13 protein-coding genes and 3 pseudogenes are annotated in these 17,788 nt (G+C 41.1%); 4 read left to right on the top strand and 12 right to left on the bottom strand.

Annotation, left to right across the window (positions count from 1 at the left end):
* Positions 1–153: 153 nt before the first annotated feature.
* Positions 154–371: pseudogene (locus H6G48_RS27360) on the top strand (hypothetical protein).
* A gap of 332 nt (positions 372–703) precedes the next feature.
* A pseudogene (locus H6G48_RS03100) lies at positions 704–850 on the top strand (DUF3782 domain-containing protein); the annotation flags it as partial.
* A 70-nt stretch (positions 851–920) separates the two neighbouring features.
* Here the strand turns inward: H6G48_RS03100 and H6G48_RS03095 are convergent.
* The gene (locus H6G48_RS03095) at positions 921–1,460 is read right to left on the bottom strand and encodes an REP-associated tyrosine transposase (protein WP_190718968.1); all 540 of its coding nucleotides are present in this window, start codon (positions 1,458–1,460) and stop codon (positions 921–923) included.
* 293 nt (positions 1,461–1,753) lie between these two features.
* Positions 1,754–4,456, bottom strand: a complete 2,703-nt coding sequence (locus tag H6G48_RS03090) for an nSTAND1 domain-containing NTPase (RefSeq protein ID WP_242034511.1) — start codon at positions 4,454–4,456, stop codon at positions 1,754–1,756.
* 165 nt (positions 4,457–4,621) lie between these two features.
* On the opposite strand from H6G48_RS03090, the gene H6G48_RS03085 reads away from it, so the two are divergent.
* Positions 4,622–4,996: a CU044_2847 family protein gene (locus H6G48_RS03085; RefSeq protein WP_190718963.1), complete on the top strand. Its 375-nt coding sequence runs from the start codon at positions 4,622–4,624 to the stop codon at positions 4,994–4,996.
* Positions 4,997–5,422: 426 nt separating this feature from the next.
* On the opposite strand, the gene H6G48_RS03080 is transcribed toward H6G48_RS03085, so the two are convergent.
* From H6G48_RS03080 to gcvH, 3 genes are all read right to left on the bottom strand, one after another.
* On the bottom strand, positions 5,423–6,004 hold the full coding sequence (locus H6G48_RS03080) for a hypothetical protein (RefSeq protein WP_190718960.1): 582 nt from the start codon (positions 6,002–6,004) through the stop codon (positions 5,423–5,425).
* 240 nt (positions 6,005–6,244) lie between these two features.
* The gene (gene moeB / locus H6G48_RS03075; RefSeq protein ID WP_190718957.1) at positions 6,245–7,417 is read right to left on the bottom strand and encodes a molybdopterin-synthase adenylyltransferase MoeB; all 1,173 of its coding nucleotides are present in this window, start codon (positions 7,415–7,417) and stop codon (positions 6,245–6,247) included.
* A 159-nt stretch (positions 7,418–7,576) separates the two neighbouring features.
* Complete coding sequence (gene gcvH / locus H6G48_RS03070; protein WP_190718954.1) at positions 7,577–7,972, bottom strand: glycine cleavage system protein GcvH; 396 nt, start codon at positions 7,970–7,972, stop codon at positions 7,577–7,579.
* Between the two features lie 246 nt (positions 7,973–8,218).
* Between gcvH and H6G48_RS03065 the strand changes: the two genes are divergently transcribed.
* On the top strand, positions 8,219–10,927 hold the full coding sequence (locus H6G48_RS03065) for a bifunctional acetate--CoA ligase family protein/GNAT family N-acetyltransferase (protein ID WP_190718951.1): 2,709 nt from the start codon (positions 8,219–8,221) through the stop codon (positions 10,925–10,927).
* A gap of 22 nt (positions 10,928–10,949) precedes the next feature.
* Here the strand turns inward: H6G48_RS03065 and H6G48_RS27355 are convergent.
* The 7 genes and pseudogenes from H6G48_RS27355 to H6G48_RS03035 all read right to left on the bottom strand — a co-directional run.
* A pseudogene (locus H6G48_RS27355) lies at positions 10,950–11,051 on the bottom strand (NAD-dependent epimerase/dehydratase family protein); the annotation flags it as partial.
* Positions 11,052–11,282: 231 nt separating this feature from the next.
* On the bottom strand, positions 11,283–12,182 hold the full coding sequence (locus tag H6G48_RS03060; RefSeq protein WP_190718947.1) for an NAD-dependent epimerase/dehydratase family protein: 900 nt from the start codon (positions 12,180–12,182) through the stop codon (positions 11,283–11,285).
* Positions 12,175–13,287, bottom strand: a complete 1,113-nt coding sequence (locus H6G48_RS03055) for a glycosyltransferase family 4 protein (protein ID WP_190718944.1) — start codon at positions 13,285–13,287, stop codon at positions 12,175–12,177. The genes H6G48_RS03060 and H6G48_RS03055 overlap by 8 nt, the downstream gene beginning before the upstream one ends.
* Positions 13,288–13,338: 51 nt before the next feature.
* Positions 13,339–14,415, bottom strand: a complete 1,077-nt coding sequence (locus H6G48_RS03050) for a glycosyltransferase family 4 protein (protein ID WP_190718941.1) — start codon at positions 14,413–14,415, stop codon at positions 13,339–13,341.
* 60 nt (positions 14,416–14,475) lie between these two features.
* Positions 14,476–15,426: a class I SAM-dependent methyltransferase gene (locus H6G48_RS03045; RefSeq protein WP_190718938.1), complete on the bottom strand. Its 951-nt coding sequence runs from the start codon at positions 15,424–15,426 to the stop codon at positions 14,476–14,478.
* Positions 15,427–15,443: 17 nt separating this feature from the next.
* On the bottom strand, positions 15,444–16,325 hold the full coding sequence (locus H6G48_RS03040) for a class I SAM-dependent methyltransferase (RefSeq protein ID WP_004160833.1): 882 nt from the start codon (positions 16,323–16,325) through the stop codon (positions 15,444–15,446).
* A 73-nt stretch (positions 16,326–16,398) separates the two neighbouring features.
* On the bottom strand, positions 16,399–17,409 hold the full coding sequence (locus H6G48_RS03035) for a glycosyltransferase family 2 protein (protein ID WP_190718936.1): 1,011 nt from the start codon (positions 17,407–17,409) through the stop codon (positions 16,399–16,401).
* Positions 17,410–17,788: the final 379 nt, after the last annotated feature.

The following is a 17,788-nucleotide window of genomic DNA, read 5'->3' as shown; positions in this document are numbered from 1 at the left end:
GATTACCTTCTAGCTGTGGCAAGGGTTTCAAGCGTTGCTGTCCAAAAAAGCACAGAAAAACCCATTATGAAATTCAGTAAAATCGCTGTAACCATTGTAACATCGTTGTTAAATAAAAATCTTTCTCAATTAATTTTTAAGAATTTGTAAATATTGCGGAATGTTAATTTAAATATTCTCAAGTTTTTGGCATCAATCAATAATTTTTGCTTATCTTTGTCGAACATTGGGTTAGGAGTAATACTAAATCCGTTTTTAATAGTACGATTAACTCCCAAGTTATAAATTGTTTCTCCCTGCTCCCCGCTCCCTGCTCCCCTGTACTTTCTAAACAGGATTTAGTAAGTAGTCGTGCAAAATTAATTTCCTAGTGAAGATAGGCAAGAGGCAAGAGGCAAGAGGCAAGAGGTGGTTAGATATGTGTAATTAATTTTGCTTAGGTACTTATAAGGAGTCAGTCCTGATGCCAAAGTCGGCACCGCCAAACATGAAAATATTCTGATTGACGAATTTGCGTTATTTCAGCCTCTATTTTTCAGTCAGTCCCGATGAAAAAATTTTCACCACCAGAGATGAAAAAGCAAATCCTGTTATCTCGTTCTCAGGTTCTACCTGGGAACCCTTTATTCAGGTTCTACCTAAAGAATATTTTAAGGCAGAACCTTAAATATTGTCTGCCAAGGCTCTGCCCTGGCACAAGCGAAATCAAGCTTATGGGGCAGTCGCTGGGATTGAAATTAACGAAGGAGTAGATCGCTATGCTTATAAAAAGGGACTATTTGTCATCAAGCCTTCGGGAGATACTGTAGCAATTGTCAATGATGCTAACTTTCAGCCAAGGACTTGGTAGAACCTAGCTTCAGTTATCAGTTAATATCTCCCAACACTTCATCAAGGGAGTAGGTTTCATTATTACTTATTTAAGGAGACGGAGAAAGGTAATCAATTGACAAGATTCCCTCTTGATTTAAATAGTTTCGATAACTGGAATATCGCCAATGGGCAGGATCGTCCACATAACCACGCTTAACTGGATTATTGTGAATATATTCTAGTTTTTGCTGTAGCACTTCCTCTGAGAGAATTGCTTGGGGATGAGAACCCTCTTGCCAAAGTTGATAATCTTGATCGATTTTATGAACTAATTTGAACAGACGAAGTTGAGTTAAGTAATGCTGGTTATTGGTTTGCTTAAGATGATCGATAATTGAGCGAGCAGTAAAGGATTTAAATTTGCCAATTTCTTGAGATAAATTAGCAGATGAAGCAATAAGATGAAGGTGATTTTCCATTAAGACATAACCATGAACTGATAACCGTTGATGCTCCTGAAGAAAGCTGAGAGAATTAAATATTATTTGGGCAAGTTCAGGTTTACTAAAAATCGGAATCCAATTGACAGTAGTGCAGGTGAGAAAGTATGGACATTGTTCAATAATTTGGTAGCGACTGCGTCCCATTTTTGCCGTCTCCTTTCCTTTGCGGGTTTATTTGTTGTGTCTCATTGCATCTCGTGCATCTCGTTCCCAGGTTCTACCTGAAGAATACTTTAAGGCAGAGCCTTGGCACAAGCAAATCCTGCTATCTCGTATCTCGTTCCCAGGTTCTACCTGGGAACGCTCTTTTCAGGTTCTACCTGAAGGATATTTTAAGGCAGAGCCTTAAGTATTGTGTGTCAAGGCAGAGCCTTGGCACAAGCAAAAAAACCTTCACCAGCTAAGTATTTTTACTCAAGTCTCTGGAGGGGGACAGCTTATGTGACAGTTGAGGGTGCGGAATGTGGGTTATAGGTTGAGGGGTCTGGGTTGAGATCCCGTTCAATTTTAGGCAAAGAAGCTACTGCTCGCCACTGCGCCTGCGTTATCGGATATTTGCCCATCAGAAAGGGAGAAATCGTGACCCTGTGTGGCGGGCGCTCATCTGGATATGATCCGTCTTCTCGCTCCGGCGAACCCATCCAAAACTCACCACCAGAAATTTTCACCATTTCTAGGTTTATTCCACTTTCTAACTCTTCGATTACTGTGGCTGGTAGATCGTTTTCTGCGATAATTGAGAGTTCAATATTTCCTTGTTTATCAACCTCTGCTGTCCAGATAGGAACCTCCTCTCCCCACTGCTTCAGTAACCAGGAAGCTGACAGCCTTATCTGTGCTTTTTCCTGCTCATCTTCGAGTAAGTTTCTCAACTTTTCTCGGTTTAAAAATGATTTGTTGGCTGCTTCCTTTTCTAATGTCTCTCGCTCTAAATTATCAATGTCTGAACTGCGGAGGTAATTATATAATTCTTGCTGGCTACTAGCTTCGAGAAAATCTTTAGCCAATTGCGTAGTCTCCACCGTGTCTTTATATTCTTGCAGGACTTTCTCCGCATCTGCTAACTTGTCACCCGACCACAAATAATACTGGGATTTGTGACTTTTTTGCCAATTTTGGGCATCTTTATCCACCTGTTTGGCTAATTCTCTACCCTTGCGAGTTTCGGTTCGCCACAGATTCAGGTTGTCCCACTTTTCAATTAAAGCTTCATGTGCCAAATCTACCCAAGCTTCTTCTTCTCGTTCACTTTTTCCCGTTACCAAAAGACGACCTTTAACTAATCCTTGGTTATCTTCAATCAGTTCTTTTAAAACTTTTTGTCCTTCTTGATTATCTCCAGCTAGAGACAAGATAAAGGCTTTCGGTTGACGCAATCTGGTATCTTTTTCCCCATCTCCTATTTGCAGAAGATTCAAGAAAATTCGCTTGATTAAAGCTTTTTCTGTTTCTGTTCGCTCCTGCTGCGGTGAGTCTTTTTCATAATCCTTGTATTGATAGACTTTATCAGCTTGACAATTTAACGCTCCGACTATACCACCTATCGCCTCATAAGCATCTAAAGTCAGCCGATGTTTTTCCTTATCTCGCCTCTGCCAAAGCTGGGTTAAAGCAAACTCTAATAAGGGTAAAAATCCTGGTTCTTGTTTAATATCTTCAAGGATTTTATTGAGCAATTCTTTCGTAACTTCATAGCCTTGCAGTTTGGCTGGTTCGGTGATAGCTTCTAGCAAATCTAATCCCCTTAGATCTGGCAGGTATTCGGCGTTATTTTGAATCAGTTGTCGCAGCCCATCGTAACGCAAACAGGGTTCAATGAAATCCGCCCTCATGGTAGCAACAACTGCTAGGGGAGAGTCTGGAATTGTGGCAACTTGAGTAATCAATTCAATAAAGCGATCGCGCTGTTCCGCTAGAGCAAAAGTGAATAATTCCTCAAATTGATCCACCACCAGCAAGAATTTGTGTTTGCGGGGAAAAAGCTCTAATAGCGGTTTTAAGCCTTCGCTGGCTGGATTATTGATACATTCATCCAGCAATTTTTCGCAATCTGGAAAATAGGATAACAGTAGGCTTTCTAACTTTGTCAACGGCTTAAATCCAGGCTTGATCGGTTCGAGAATTTGCCATCCTAATTCTTCCAACCAGGGCATCAATCCCGCCAGAACTACCGAAGATTTACCACTTCCAGAAGCACCAATCAGAGGGACAAAATTTAGCCGATCCAGCTTAGATTTGATGTCGTCCACCACTCGCTTGCGTCCGAAGAAAAATGGGCGTTCTTTCTTAGTAAACGCCAGCAATCCTTGATAGGGACAGCGCAATTCTCCCTTCTCATCTAGTAACGGTTCCACTTCTGTAACTTGAGGTTGCGCCCCATATTTGACCAGAATTAGCGATCGCCCAACTCCCATACGAATCGGTTCTTGACCCTTCCCGCGCAATTCCCGCGAAACGAAATCAAACAGGCGATCGGCACTAATTTCTCCCGTTTCTGGGTCAGCCTGTTGTGGGGACAGTCCTTTGAGTAAGGCGGCGGTGAACAAACTGTATTCCTTATCTTCCCAAGCCACCTGTTCTGACCGACAGGCGGCGATCAGGTAGTAATCTTGCTTCTCCTTAAATGCTGAAAGGCTAGGTTCTAGCAAAGTGCGATTTAATTCCGGATTTTCGGGCAATAACGCCCCCGCATGGCAACAGTCTAGCATTACTACCAGATTACTCAAATTAGAACGCCGCAATAGAGGATTGAGTTCTCGGTCTAAAGAAATGGCATTTTCGCCGTCGGGTTGGCTATCGGAGGTGGCAAGATAGGCTTCCCCGTCACCGATGCGATTGATCAGGCGAAACCCGTGTCCTGAAAAGTAGATCAAGACTTCTTGATTTTTGGTCTGCTCTCCCGATAAAATTTGCTGTAAGGCCTGCAAGACTTTATCCCCCGTTACCTGTCCTGGAACAACTTCGTAGCGTTTTTCTGCGGCAATCCAGCGATTGGGTAGGCGTTCTACATTGGCAAATGTCCCAGTATTCTCCAAGAATTGAGCAACAGCTTCTGCATCTTGGGCGGGTTTACTCAAAGGTGGCAGGAAATTGGGGTTATCGTAATGGTTAATGCCGATGACGAGGGCGTAGCGAGCCATAGACAGTCAGCAAGGGATAGAAATGTTTTTTATATTAGGTTGTTTTTTGATAAACTGCAAGGAAAGCATACGCCCTCCCTTAGATAATCTTTTCTTATCATCACAAGTACGGGAGAGCCAAGAAATAGTTAAGAAAAAAGTTAATTTTCAATTTTTGCATTATTTATGACTCGACTAACTCCGATCCAAATTGACGAAAACACTCTAATTTATATAGAGTCCACCGATGACCTGGAAATTCCTGCCGAGACAGTAAAAACCGAGGGAAGAGTTGCTAAAGGGGTAATTCCTGTACCAGATAAACAGCAAATTTTGCAGAATTTTCAGACAATTGAAGATACAATTCGTACTTACACTACTTACACTTTAAACGCTTTTCGCAATTTAGCCATTGCTAACATTGAGGAAGTCACTTTACAATTTGGTGTGGAAATCGGCGGTGAGGTAGGAATCCCTTATATTACCAAAGGAACCGCTAAAAGTAATTTAAATATTACGGTTAAGTGTACCTTTCCTAAGCCGCCGAACTCGTCTGATTGATGGTTCAATCTTTAACGTTTTCTGGTTTTTCCATATATTCCCAAAATAAGAGAGCCAATTGACATCCTCGCCGCCGTAAAACGGACGGCGATTCCTCACCACGCCACTTTTTAAGGGTGGTCGCTGAACGGGGTTGACGCTTCACCGAAAAACGCTTAATTGCTTAAGTCTGACTCTTTCGACCCGTCCGTTTTGAGTGTCCGAATGCCCTCCGGCCACTTTGAACAAGTCGAAAAAATCTCATGTTCAACCTTATTTCCTAGAAAGTTTTACTCGTTCAAGGCCGAATTTGAATTCTTTTCTGAACAAAACCCCCTACTATCTGTTGTCAAGGTTCAGTTTTTAGCTTGGTTATCGCTTTTTCCATTGTAGCTTAAAGCCGTCCTAAAAGGACGGGGTTTTAACCCAAATTTTCGATAATCTTGATTAAGGTCTCTGGTCTTGATTTTGGGGATAACTGGGGAATAGATCTCTAGGGAAATCCTCGGCACTTAAACAGGTTTGTAAAGCTTGGGAGGGATTATTTTTGTCCACACCACGACTGACAGCGATAACGCATTCGGAAAAGCGCCCGGGTAATAAACTTTGACGACAGGAATCTAAAACCTGTTTAGAAATCCCTAATTTATCAGGTTCCTTGGCTGTTTCCGTTTGTTTGAGGGAATTAGCGGCAAACAAGGGGGCAGCGCGATGGATATCGACCACACAATTACCTAGGTCGATGGGACGACGCACTTGAAAACAAGCTTGCAGAGCCAGATTACCATCGATCGGGGTTTTGGATTTAATCATCGCCACACACCGGGATAATTCTTTCGGAATTAATGCTTCTGAACAAGCGGTGGCGGCATCTTCGGGACTGACTCCCGTGCCGACAATCTGACCGATACAGGCACTGAATTGATTATTGTTGCCAAATGCGATCGCTGCTCGGTTCATTTCTACTAAGCCAAGGGAAATAGTAGCGATTGCGCTCCAACTAGCAATTTTTTTAATATGGTTTTTCATCGTTCGCTCACACCGAGGATTTTAAGGCTAACTGGCCTTGATCTTAACAGATTCAGAGAGAACAGGAAACACAGAGAAGGGGAGATGGGGGGATGGGGAATGGGGTAGGGTTGATTCATGAATCAACCCTACCTTGAATCAACCCTAGGGAGATGGGGGGATAGGGAATGGGGAAATTCAACTAATACCCCAAAACCCTAACACCCTAACACCCAAAACCCCAAAACCCAAGGGCCGAAATTAGTATTCTGGTACAGTGGAATCGACTTCGCGACTCCAGGCGCTGATACCACCTTTGACGTTAATTCCTTCGATACCTGCCTCTTTGAGGATAGCGAGGGCTTTAGCGGAACGTCCCCCCATCTTACAATGGGCGATGAGACGATAACCGTTGACTAATTCCTTAATTTTGGGAATTGCCGCACCGTTTTCGATATCGGGTAGGGGGATTAATACCGAGTTGGGAATCTTCGCGATTTGGTACTCGTTGGGATTACGCACATCGATGAGAATGTAATCATTGGCATTGCTGTCAAGTAGGGTTTTTAACTCTACTACGGTCATTTCTGTCATTTTTTGCTGTTCTGCTGCTTCTTGTGCCTTCGCTTGCGGGATACCGCAGAATTGTTCGTAATCAATTAGTTTTTCAATGACGGGACGGATGGGATTCGGGCGCAATTTTAACTCACGGAATTTCATTTCCCAAGCATTGTAAAGCAGTAAACGACCACTGAGGGTATCCGGGGCGCCGAGGATAATTTTAATGGCTTCTGTGGCTTGAATTGTGCCGATTACTCCGGGTAAAACCCCTAAAACGCCGCCTTCCGCACAGGAGGGAACCATCCCCGGTGGTGGCGGTTCGGGATAGAGATCGCGGTAGTTGGGACCGCCTTGGTAGTTAAAAACGGTTGCCTGTCCTTCAAAGCGGAAAATTGAGCCATAGACGTTGGGTTTGTCGAGAAGAACACAAGCATCATTAGTCAGATAACGGGTGGGGAAATTATCGGTCCCGTCGATGACTACATCATAGGGGGCTAAAATGTCAAGGGCATTTTCGGAACTTATGCGGGTTTCGTACAAATCCACCTGACAGTAGGGGTTAATTTCTAGAATTCTGTCCTTAGCGGAAACAATTTTCGGTTTACCTACCCAAGAAGTGCCGTGAATAATTTGACGTTGCAGATTGGAACTATCGACGATATCGAAGTCAACAATACCGATTCTACCGATGCCAGCCGCCGCTAGATAGAGTAAAAGCGGGGAACCGAGTCCCCCGGTGCCGATGCAGAGAACACTGGCGGCTTTTAGTTTTTTTTGACCTTCTAAGCCCACTTCGGGCAGAATAATGTGTCGAGAGTAGCGTTGAACCTCCTCTTGGGAAAGTTCGATCGCCGCGAGATTAGGATTTAGCATAGATTGGGTAAATAGTGAAACCTGACTCGATTCGGGCAAGAATTTCGTTTCAGCACGGTTTAGAGACAAAAATCAGGAAGACTCGATCGCTTCCTGGATTTTCAATTCTTTCTATGCCTATGATAGTGTGAGGGTCTGGCTGCGTGTTGTTAATATTAGTTAACTTTCCCCTGCTACTTGGGCGCGGTATTCACTAGCGGAGAGGGTATCAGCCAAGGCAGTATCGGGATTTTCTACCCGCACTTTTAATAACCAACCCTCCCCGTGGGGATCATCGGCAATTAATTCGGGGGAGTCAATCATCGCTTGATTGCGATCAACTACGGTTCCCGAGACGGGAGGATAAAGCTCTTCTACCGCTTTTACCGATTCGATCGTGCCGAAACTACTACCCACTTTCAGCGCCTCTCCCAATTCGGGCAATTCTAGAAACACGATATCACCCAATTGATCGACGGCAAAAGCACTAATTCCCAAGGTAGCGATTTCACCTTCGAGTCTGACGTATTCGTGGGTTTCTAGGTATCTCAAATCCTCGGGATATTCCAGTTCCATCGTCTGTCTCTAAATATTTACAGCATCAGATAGTTTACTAGATCTCTTGGGGAAAATGTTGATCGGCTAGGGCTGTTTTATTGCCAACCCTACCTAGACAAAATTAATTACACCGATCGAACCCTGATTAAACAGCTAAAATTGGTCTAGGTTGATCGGGGAACACCGGAACACTGGAACAGTAAGGGTTAGCTGCTTTTTTAGCTCACTTAACAATACCCATTTTAAATATCTCCTAGCTTACTTATGTTAAATCCCATCTTAGAGCCTCGTGGTGGCGAACATCAAACCATAAGAGCCTTTTTTGAGCCAAAAACCATCGCTGTGGTGGGATTTAATCGCCAAAATCCCCAACTTGATCGCACTCTTTTAAATAATCTCCATCATAATCCCGGTCAGCACCGCCTTTATCTAGTTAATCCTCACCCCGAAAACTGGCTCGATCTTCCCACCTATAGCAGTTTAGAGGATATCCAGGCGGCGATCGATCTGGTAATTATCACCGCCCCCGCTCCCGAAATTCCCGCTATTATCGCCCAATCTGTCGAAAAACAGGTTAAATGCGCCCTGATTCTCTCCACGGGTTTTCGGGAAACCGGCCAGATGGGGGAAAATTTACTTAGGGAAATTAAAGCGATCGCTGGTCAAAAATTACGCATCATCGGTCCCCATAGCTCAGGAATCTGCAATATAAGCCAAAATCTTAACGCCACCTTTTCCCCCATCCTGCCGAAAACTGGTTCAATTGCCCTGATTAGTCAAAGTGGGGCGATCGCTGCTGCCGTGCTTGATTGGAGTTTAAGCGAAAATGTCGGTTTTAGTCACTTTATCTCCCTCGGAGTTCTTTTAGATGTGGATTGGGGCGAATTACTCTATTATTTGGGAGACGATCCCCAAACCAAAAGCATCGTTATCTACCTGGAATCCCTGAATAATGCCCGCTCTTTTCTGTCCTCAGCCCGAGAAGTTGCCCTAAATAAACCAATTATCGCCATTAGTCGCCACAGTACCGACTTTGACCCCACTTATCTTTCCCATGCTGGCAAATTGACCAGCGATCAGCTAACTCTCTCCGCTGCCTTTGCTCGTTGTGGCATCGTGGAAGTACAAAGACTGGCCGATCTCTTGAATATCACGCAAGTTTTAGCGAAAATTCCCCGATTTCCCCGGGGAAAACGCTTGACAATCATCAGCAATGGTGTGGCTCCCGCTCTTTTAGCGGCCTCGGCTTTACTGGCGGAAGATGGACAACTGGCAACCCTTACCCCCGCAACGATCGAAAAACTAGCGCCTCTTGTTCCCGCGGATATCGTCCCCCAAAATCCCATCGATCTGCGTCGCAGCAGCGATCCCGATAGCTACGCTCGCGCCCTAGAGATTGCTTTAGCGGATGCACATACCGACGCGGTGTTGATGATTCTCTCGCCTCGCTTTAACACTGATCTGCGAGAAATTGCCCTTAGAATTGCCTCAATCGCTCAAAATAGCACAAAACCCATTTTAGCAAGTTTGATGGGGGGAGAGGGCATTGCAGAGGGAGTAGCGTTATTAAATCAGCAGGGTATCCCCACCTATCGCTATCCCGATTCGGCTGCCCGGGTGTTTAATTTGCTCTGGAAATATGAAGAGAATCTACGCGGTCTTTATCAAACGCCAATTTTAACCAATTCTCAGGAAAATAGCTCCGATCGAGTTTTAGTTAGCCAGATTATCGAGCAAGCAGGGGATAGAACAATTCTCAGTGAGCCAGAGTCTTTAGATATACTCAAAGCTTATGGAATCCCTGTTATTGTCACTGAAATTGCCGAAAGTGCCGCAGAAGCAGTTAATCTCGCTGAATCTCTCGGTTATCCCGTGGTGATGAAACTGCATTCCCAGACGATTATCCATAAAAGCGCCGTGGGTGGGGTACAATGGCCGCTTTTTTCCTCTATGGCAGTCGCACAAGCATATCAGGCGATCGAAGCTAATGTTAGCGCACAAGTGGGTGGGGAGCATTTTCTCGGGGTGAGTATTCAACCGATGTTAGAAATCGATCGAGGATATGAGTTAATTATCGGCTCTAATTACGATGATCAGTGCGGACCGGTGATAATTTTTGGTACTGGCGGCCGTTTAGTCGATATTTTTCAAGATTACGCCACCGCTCTACCTCCTTTAAATACTAATCTCGCGCGCCGACTTTTAGAAAAAACCAAGATTTATCGGGCTTTTCAGGGACTAAATGGGCTTAAATCGCTTAATTTAGCGAATTTAGAGCAAATAATCGTTAGATTTAGTCACCTGGTTAGTGAACAACCTCGCATTAAAACTATCGATATTAATCCCTTTTTTGCCGATTCAGAGCAATTAATCGCCCTTTCCGCTTCTATCCTTCTTCATCCTCCAACTACTCCCCCAGAAAAGTTATCTCATCCGGCGATTCGTCCCTATCCTGAACATTATATAGGTCCTTGGACGACGAAAAGAGGCTTAAAGGTGCTAATTCGTCCGATTCGGGCAGCGGATGAGCCTTTAGTGCGACAATTTCACCATTATCTCTCGGAAGAAAGCATTTATTATCGTTATTTTCACCTTGTCAATCTCGATCGCCAAACCGCTTATGATCGTCTTACGCGCATTTGTTTTATCGACTACGATCGAGTAATGAGCTTAGTGGTAGAGATTAATAACGATCAGACGGAAGAGCCAGAAATTATCGCTATAGGACGCTTAAATAAACTGCACGGCGTTAATGTGGCGGAATTTGACCTATTAGTTAGGGATGACTATCAAGGTCAGGGCATTGGTACAGAATTACTACAGCGTTTAGTCACTATTGGCAAAAAGGAAGGATTAGAGGGAATCGAAGGGGAAATTTTAAGGGATAACCGCGCTATGCAGATGATAGCCGCCAAAGTAGGGTTTTCTCTCCATAAAACTGCCGATTTTGTCAAAGTGGAACTTGAATTATGAAGCCTTTTTGACAAGCTGATCACTAATTTTCTGGATTAATTGTTTGGGCTAATCCTTGCTCTAAAGTAAAGGGAGGTTGCCAATTCAGGGTTTTTTGAATAGGGCTAGAGTCAAGACAAAAATTGATTTAATTAGGGCTTGCTGAATAAATCTAAAAACCTTGTTGGATAAGGCTTTTAGACTTTTTTTTCCTCAAAAAGTGCCGACCATTGGAGGGATCGGGGGTAAAATTCAGGTACTTTTTCCCTGAAAATTAGGTAACTGACTACCTCAAAATCGGTAAAACCCTACACCCCACACCCCACACCCCACACCCTGCCCCCACCAACAAACTTTTTCAGCAGACCCTAATTAGTTAAATTATGCCTTGGGAGCGCATTAATTCTATCTCTTGTTGTAGTCCGGCTTCTAGAGTACGAGGAGTAAACCCTAAATCCCTTTTAGCTTCTTCGTGGGCATAAGCTTTGTCTTCTTGTAATCGCAGGATTTGTTCTCGTCGCACTGGTGATTTTTTACCTAATGTTTGTTCTAGTAGGGTAGCTGACCAGATGCCAAAGTTCAAGGGAAAGGACAGGGGACGCACCGATTGGCCTAATAATTGTTCTATCAATAAAATTAACTGACGGAAGGAAACAATACTACCTCCGGAAAGATCGTAAGCACCTTTTATATCAGGACATTCCCAGACTTTTAACAACATCTGGGCAATGTCATCAGCGTGAACTGGTTGTAACAGGTTATCACCAGAGCCAAAAATGGGAAAGAATCCGTAGCGGTGACAGAATTTAATCAATTTGTGTAGGTTTTTATCCTTAGGAGTGCCATAAATCATTGTCGGTCTCAGCAGACAATAAGAAGCAGGATACTCTTGTAAATAATTTTCTGCTTGTTTATACTCGGCAGAATATTCATTATATTTTGAATATACTCCTGTGGTTCCAATAATAATTAATCGGGGAGTTTGTTGGAATTTTTTTAGACTATTAAGTATAGTTGGTACTTGTCGAAGTTGGACGAGATGGATGATGGTTTCAAAACTATTTTCCCTAAAAATTCCTTCCCAGGTTTCTGAGATAGAGCTATCGCCAAAATCGTAGGTTAAATTCAGTCCTAGACTATCTAACATACTGCGATCGCTACTGGGTCGAATTAAACAATGTATTTCTATTTCAGGCTTAGTAGATGCCAAATGTTGCATGAAAAAACCACCAGGCAATCCCGTAGCACCTGTGATTAATATTTTATTCTCAATCATCATTTTTTCTCCTTTTGGCTAAAACTTGCTGATAAACCTGAAAGGTTTTTTCAAACATCTTCTCAAAAGTATATTCTGTTTCATAGCGTTTGCGTCCTGCCGCTCCCATTTTAGCTCTGAATTGTTGATCAAGAACTAATTGTAATAGTCTCTGGTGTAACGTGTTAACATCTCCCCTCGCTACGGTGTATCCAGTTATTCCTTCCACAATTGCTTCCGATGCTCCCCCCACATCTGATACAATTACTGGTAATCCCGCTCTCATTGCTTCGATTGTAGTGCGAGGAAACCCTTCCCAATTAGATATTAAAGTAAATACTTGGGCTTGAGCTAAGACTTCAGCTACATTATTACGAAAACCTAAAAAGTTAACTCTGTCGATAATTTTTAGCTCCTTAGCTAAGGTTTTAATCTTTTCTAAATCCGGACCGTCTCCGACTAAATCTAAATGGGCTTCGGGAATATTTTGAAAGGCTTTCAGTAAGGTTACATGGTCTTTTTGCTGATCAAATCTTGCCACCATGACAATACGAACAGGGTTAGCATTACCAGGATTAGCTCTCAATTCTGCGGGTAGATCTGGCATCCCATTATGAATGGTCAATAATCGCTGCGGTTGCATACCAGTTTTTATTCCAATTAATCGATCTTGTTCCGAAACACAGATAATTTTATTAGCTAAAGGTTCTGTGATTTTTTCTAACCACTGATAGATAGTGCGACTCGGCTCTGGTACACCTCCTGTAAAAGCCCAACCATGGGCGGTAAAAATGCAAGGAGTCTTACTTTTTTTGGCCGCTAATCGTCCTAAAATTCCCGCTTTACTAGAGTGAGTGCTGATAATATCTGGTTGGAATTCTACAATAATTTGTTTGATAAAATTCAAGGTTTGCCAGTCTTGAATTAAGTTAATTTTTTTGCCAAAGTGTTGACAAGATAAATTGGTTATGAGGCAGCTCGTCAGATCGTCATTATAAATGCCTTTTATTCCAGTAACAACTAAGACCTGATGGTGAGAATCTTGCAAAAATCTCGCTAAATCTCGCACATGAACCTGTGCGCCTCCAACGGTATCTGCTCTAGTAATAATAAAAAGTATTTTCATTTCATGCACAGTTTAGATTCTTGATTTATGGATAATTTTAGAAAAACAGTTTTAGGTTTTTAAAACTTGATTAGCTTTTTGCAATAGCTGCAACATTTTAGGGGCGGTTATTTGAATATTATACTTATCTTCGACAAGTTTTCTGCCAGCCCATCCCATGCTTTCTCTTAAATCTCGATCATTTTTCAGGTTTTGAAAAGCTTGCAGCCATTCAGCTTGACTACTAGCTTGAAAGCCGTTGATCCCCTCCTTAATAATCTCTGCGTTCACCCCCACTGGTGAACCAATAACTGGGCGAGTAGATGCCATATATTGGATTAGTTTAAATCCGCATTTTCCTCGCTCAAATGCTGTATCGGTAAGGGGCATAATCCCCACATCAAATTGTTGCATCTCCTTCACCTCGGTTGCCTCAGACCAAGGCTTAATTTCTAAAGGGATATCCTCTAGATTTGTCTCTTTGGCACCAATAGCAACGACTTTGGCACCACCATCTCGACAAATTTCTTTTAAAACAGGATAAAGTTCTTGTATATAATCGACAAACTTCAATGGACTTCCTATCCAGCCGATGGTAAAGACTTCATTTTGAGGAGCTTTTGATAAGGGATAGCGATCAAGATCGACGACGGTGGGTAATATTTCTACCCATTTAGCTCCTGCTTGTGTTGCTCTGTTAGCTAAGTAATCATTTCCCGCAATCACTAAGCGAGCATTCTGCATTACTCGATCGATTTTCTGTGCCAATAGCCATCTAACTATAGGAGCAGAATGTTGATCGTAACGGTGGAATACTGCGTCATCATAATCAACTACATAAGGTGTTCTTCCTCTGAGAAACAGTAATTCTAGCCAAGCTGGTAGCCAAGGTAATGCTTCCTTTTCCAACCAGATTAAATCGTATTTTTGAGATTGCAACAGCAGCGAAATTCTCTGTTGATAAGCAAATAATAATCTCGATAAAGGGTATTTTTTCCCTAAGTAGCGAGTTCTCAAGTAATCATTATCTAATAAGGGAGCGGTCTCAAACTCTATTCCCTCTTTTTTGAAATAAGGCAAATATTGGTAGGTACGATAGCGGCTACTAGCACCTAAAGTATCATAGCGACTAAATAACAAAATTTTCATCACTGTTGAGGATTTAATTAGATTATTTTCTTGTATAAACTGGAGAATTGAGGATATTCTCTAGGTATGGCGAAGATGATTAGCTCCTTTATATCTCTCAATAATCATTTGATCAGAAACTACTTTCTCAGGAGATTTTTTTCCTAAGAAATATGTACAAGAAGCTCCATCGAGAGCCTGAGGATTATTTTTGAATAGATAGTCAAAATATTTAAGCCAAGAAAACAATAATCTCACCATTGCTTTAGTTAATAATCTTGAGGTATTATTGCCAGCAAAACATAAAGCAAAATGTTCGATAGACCAGACTAAAACTGTTCCAGGTCCGGCAACTAAACCACTGGAAATTTCTGAAAAATAGTTAAACAAGCGCCGATGACCAGAAAGGGTATATCTGGTAAAATCATAGGCCCCTTCATGAACCTGCTGCATAAAGGGAATTTCTGAATAAATTACCCCGCCATCTTTGAGAACTCTGTGCATTTCACTAACGACTTTTTCGGGGTAGAGAACGTGTTCTAAAACTGCTGTAGTAATAATACCATGAAAAACTTGGTCTTGAAAAGGAAGATCGTGAGCATCACAGAATAAATCGACATCTGCATTAACATCAACATCGGAATATATCAACTTGATATTGCTATATTCTGACATTAACCTATCTAAATCTCTTTTCTGATTTCCTCCACCCACAACCAAGACATATGCTAAGGTAAAATTTTCTAAAGTCTGAGCAAAATTTTGAATCCTCTCAATATAGTTTAAGGTGATCGATGGACTAGGGACAATTTTTGAGAATATGTTTTTTTCTTTTGAACCATGATCAGTCACCGTATTAGTATAAAAAGAGGGAGAAAAAATTTCATTATCTTCTCGAATGAATACTGGTTTATTATTGACAATAGCAAATTCAGAATTACAGTTTTTGCAAATAATCTGATGATCATCAAAAGTTAATTGACTACTTTTGCACTTAGGGCATTGACTCAAAGTCTCGATAAATTGTTGCATTTTCTTACTCCGATCGATTAACTAAAAGTCTGCTTTTTCTCAAGAAACAAAGTTACACTGGCAATATACTTAAGAAAAAATATAGATAAAAACTCCAAGATAAATGAGCTATAATGGTTGGTATAGATTGATTTTGGTGTTCGTTTCATTTTCTTGTCTAGGTATAGTTGATAAAGTTCCCTCGTATATCTGAAAGATGTCCTTAAATTAGATATTTTGCCCATATTTAAAATCTCTTGGTAGCTGATATAGTTAGTAAAGTAATGTAAATAATCCGTATGTTTTTCAGTCCAATCTTCCAAGGATATACCAGATTCTTTAGTCTGACGATGAAAAGTTCCTAAACCTAAAGTGCTTAAAAATTTAATGTTATCAAACAAAAAATCAAAGTTTTTAACCTTATGGACTAAAGGTAAATGAATATGCCATTCCCAGAGAACGTTGGACAAGGGAAATAGATGTACAGAATATCCATTCATTGTTAATGTTCTAGATATCTCAAGAAAAAAAAGTAGATGATTCTTGACGTGTTCCACCACTTGGTTAGAAATAATTACATCAAAAAAATTATCTGGATATTGCCACTTTTCATCATCATAAATTAAAGTTAGTCTTTCATGCCAATCTACTTCAGAAAAATTCTTTGATAGATTTTCAATTGTTTCATCCATAAACCCCTTTTTTTGGACACCATGATTAACAACGTCTAAACCATAGACTTTCCAGTTAATATTTGGCTGTACACAGGGAAGATTTTTTGTCAAGTATGCAATCAATTGTCCGTTACCACAACCAACATCTAGAATTTTGACTTCTTGATCAGTTGAATGTCTGTAAGATTCAGTATTGATTATACTTAATAAATGTTGATAATTGCTACTATTTGCTGTACTCTGCATAGAAAGTTTCTAACTCCTTTAAATTGTTGATTGCTGAAATATGTTCATGCCAATATCACTCGAATAAAAAGGATTATTCGCAGTCTTTTAAAATTCTTTTCAAGGTTTTGTAATCGGTATGTAAATGGGTATTGTTTCTAACAACTAAACCTCGTACAGCCCCCCAAATCCAAGATAAAATCAGCCCAGACAAACCAAAATTATCATAAATAACTCTAGCGTACTCCTGCTTACAATTCGCTAATTTTGAGTTATCTTGATAGGAACTGCTGGCACCACCAAGTCTAAAAAAAGCAATCGTAGATTTGTCTTTGATTGACGATGCACTCATCTTATAAATCTTTTGATTAAGGTCGAAATCAGCATATATTTTATATTTGGTGTTGAACGGAAGTTGAGCAAGTAGGTTTTTCTTAATGAATAGTCCTTGCGGACATAAAGTATTTTTGAACACAATCAATGGATTATATCTACTGATCCGTAGCTGACCGTTATCCATAATTACATTGCCATAAATTATGTCCGTATTGTTTAAACTTGCTTTTTGAATAGATTGGCTAGGTATATTTAACAATATATCATCGCTCCCCAGGTAGTAAATGTAATCTCCTTGACTCAATTTCCAGCCTTTATTCATCGCATCATATATACCTTCGTCAGGTTCGCTCAACCAATAATCTATCTGATCATCATACTTACGAATAATATCAATTGTGCTGTCCGTAGAACCTCCGTCTATAATAATGTACTCAACATTATTGTAAGACTGGCTAATGACACTCTGAATTGCTTGCTCTAAGTGCTTTTCTCCATTAAAAACTACCGTTATAATAGTAACCAAAGGAACTGCAAATTTTTCCGATAACTCACTTGTCTCCGTGTAGGAGTGCTTGAAATATCCCTTTGTTCTTAATCCTCCTTCTCCCCTGCGTTCTGGATTTGGTGGCAAAAATAAATAAGATTGCACTTTTGCAGAAGGATCGTTAATAATAGCAGGTCTCTCCATCGTTACTCGGCGAGTTGTAGAGAAGTTAGCATCTAGCTCGATAAATTTTTTCTCTTGCAATGGTGGCTTTATTGTCATATCCTATCTTGATACTGGCAAGCTAAAAGCTTTGTAATCAAGATTACAAACTAGGTCAGTTTGTAATTAGCCCTATAGAACTAGAAAGATTATTGCAGCTCTCTCATACTTGCCAAAATACTATTAAACTAGCCTGGGGGTTATATCAGCTAATATGATTAGCTAAAAAAATTAACTTCAAGACCTAGAGGAAGTGTACCTGATCATGAACTTATTGTCAAGAAAATTTTTAACCAGCCAATAAGTAGGGTTTGCTGAAAAACTGGACTTCCCCCATACAGAAATACTAAAAAATCAACAAAACCCTTACTGCAGGTCGCTTCTCAGAAAAAATTGCTCAGAAGCTACTGGGTACATTTTCCCCTTGAAAATGGCTGTA

Source organism: Microcystis flos-aquae FACHB-1344 (genome assembly GCF_014698375.1).
GTDB classification, from domain to species: Bacteria; Cyanobacteriota; Cyanobacteriia; order Cyanobacteriales; family Microcystaceae; genus Microcystis; species Microcystis aeruginosa.
Note: the sequence above shows the minus strand (reverse complement) of the source record. Positions and strands in the feature narration are given on the sequence as shown.

Excerpts from the sequence above, each read along its gene's own strand:
- H6G48_RS03095 (WP_190718968.1), bottom strand. The coding sequence starts at position 1,460 with ATGGGACGCAGTCGCTACCAAATTATTGAACAATGTCCATACTTTCTC.
- H6G48_RS03090 (WP_242034511.1), bottom strand. The coding sequence starts at position 4,456 with ATGGCTCGCTACGCCCTCGTCATCGGCATTAACCATTACGATAACCCC.
- H6G48_RS03085 (WP_190718963.1), top strand. The coding sequence starts at position 4,622 with ATGACTCGACTAACTCCGATCCAAATTGACGAAAACACTCTAATTTAT.
- H6G48_RS03080 (WP_190718960.1), bottom strand. The coding sequence starts at position 6,004 with ATGAAAAACCATATTAAAAAAATTGCTAGTTGGAGCGCAATCGCTACT.
- moeB (WP_190718957.1), bottom strand. The coding sequence starts at position 7,417 with ATGCTAAATCCTAATCTCGCGGCGATCGAACTTTCCCAAGAGGAGGTT.
- gcvH (WP_190718954.1), bottom strand. The coding sequence starts at position 7,972 with ATGGAACTGGAATATCCCGAGGATTTGAGATACCTAGAAACCCACGAA.
- H6G48_RS03065 (WP_190718951.1), top strand. The coding sequence starts at position 8,219 with ATGTTAAATCCCATCTTAGAGCCTCGTGGTGGCGAACATCAAACCATA.
- H6G48_RS03060 (WP_190718947.1), bottom strand. The coding sequence starts at position 12,182 with ATGATTGAGAATAAAATATTAATCACAGGTGCTACGGGATTGCCTGGT.
- H6G48_RS03055 (WP_190718944.1), bottom strand. The coding sequence starts at position 13,287 with ATGAAAATACTTTTTATTATTACTAGAGCAGATACCGTTGGAGGCGCA.
- H6G48_RS03050 (WP_190718941.1), bottom strand. The coding sequence starts at position 14,415 with ATGAAAATTTTGTTATTTAGTCGCTATGATACTTTAGGTGCTAGTAGC.
- H6G48_RS03045 (WP_190718938.1), bottom strand. The coding sequence starts at position 15,426 with ATGCAACAATTTATCGAGACTTTGAGTCAATGCCCTAAGTGCAAAAGT.
- H6G48_RS03040 (WP_004160833.1), bottom strand. The coding sequence starts at position 16,325 with ATGCAGAGTACAGCAAATAGTAGCAATTATCAACATTTATTAAGTATA.
- H6G48_RS03035 (WP_190718936.1), bottom strand. The coding sequence starts at position 17,409 with ATGACAATAAAGCCACCATTGCAAGAGAAAAAATTTATCGAGCTAGAT.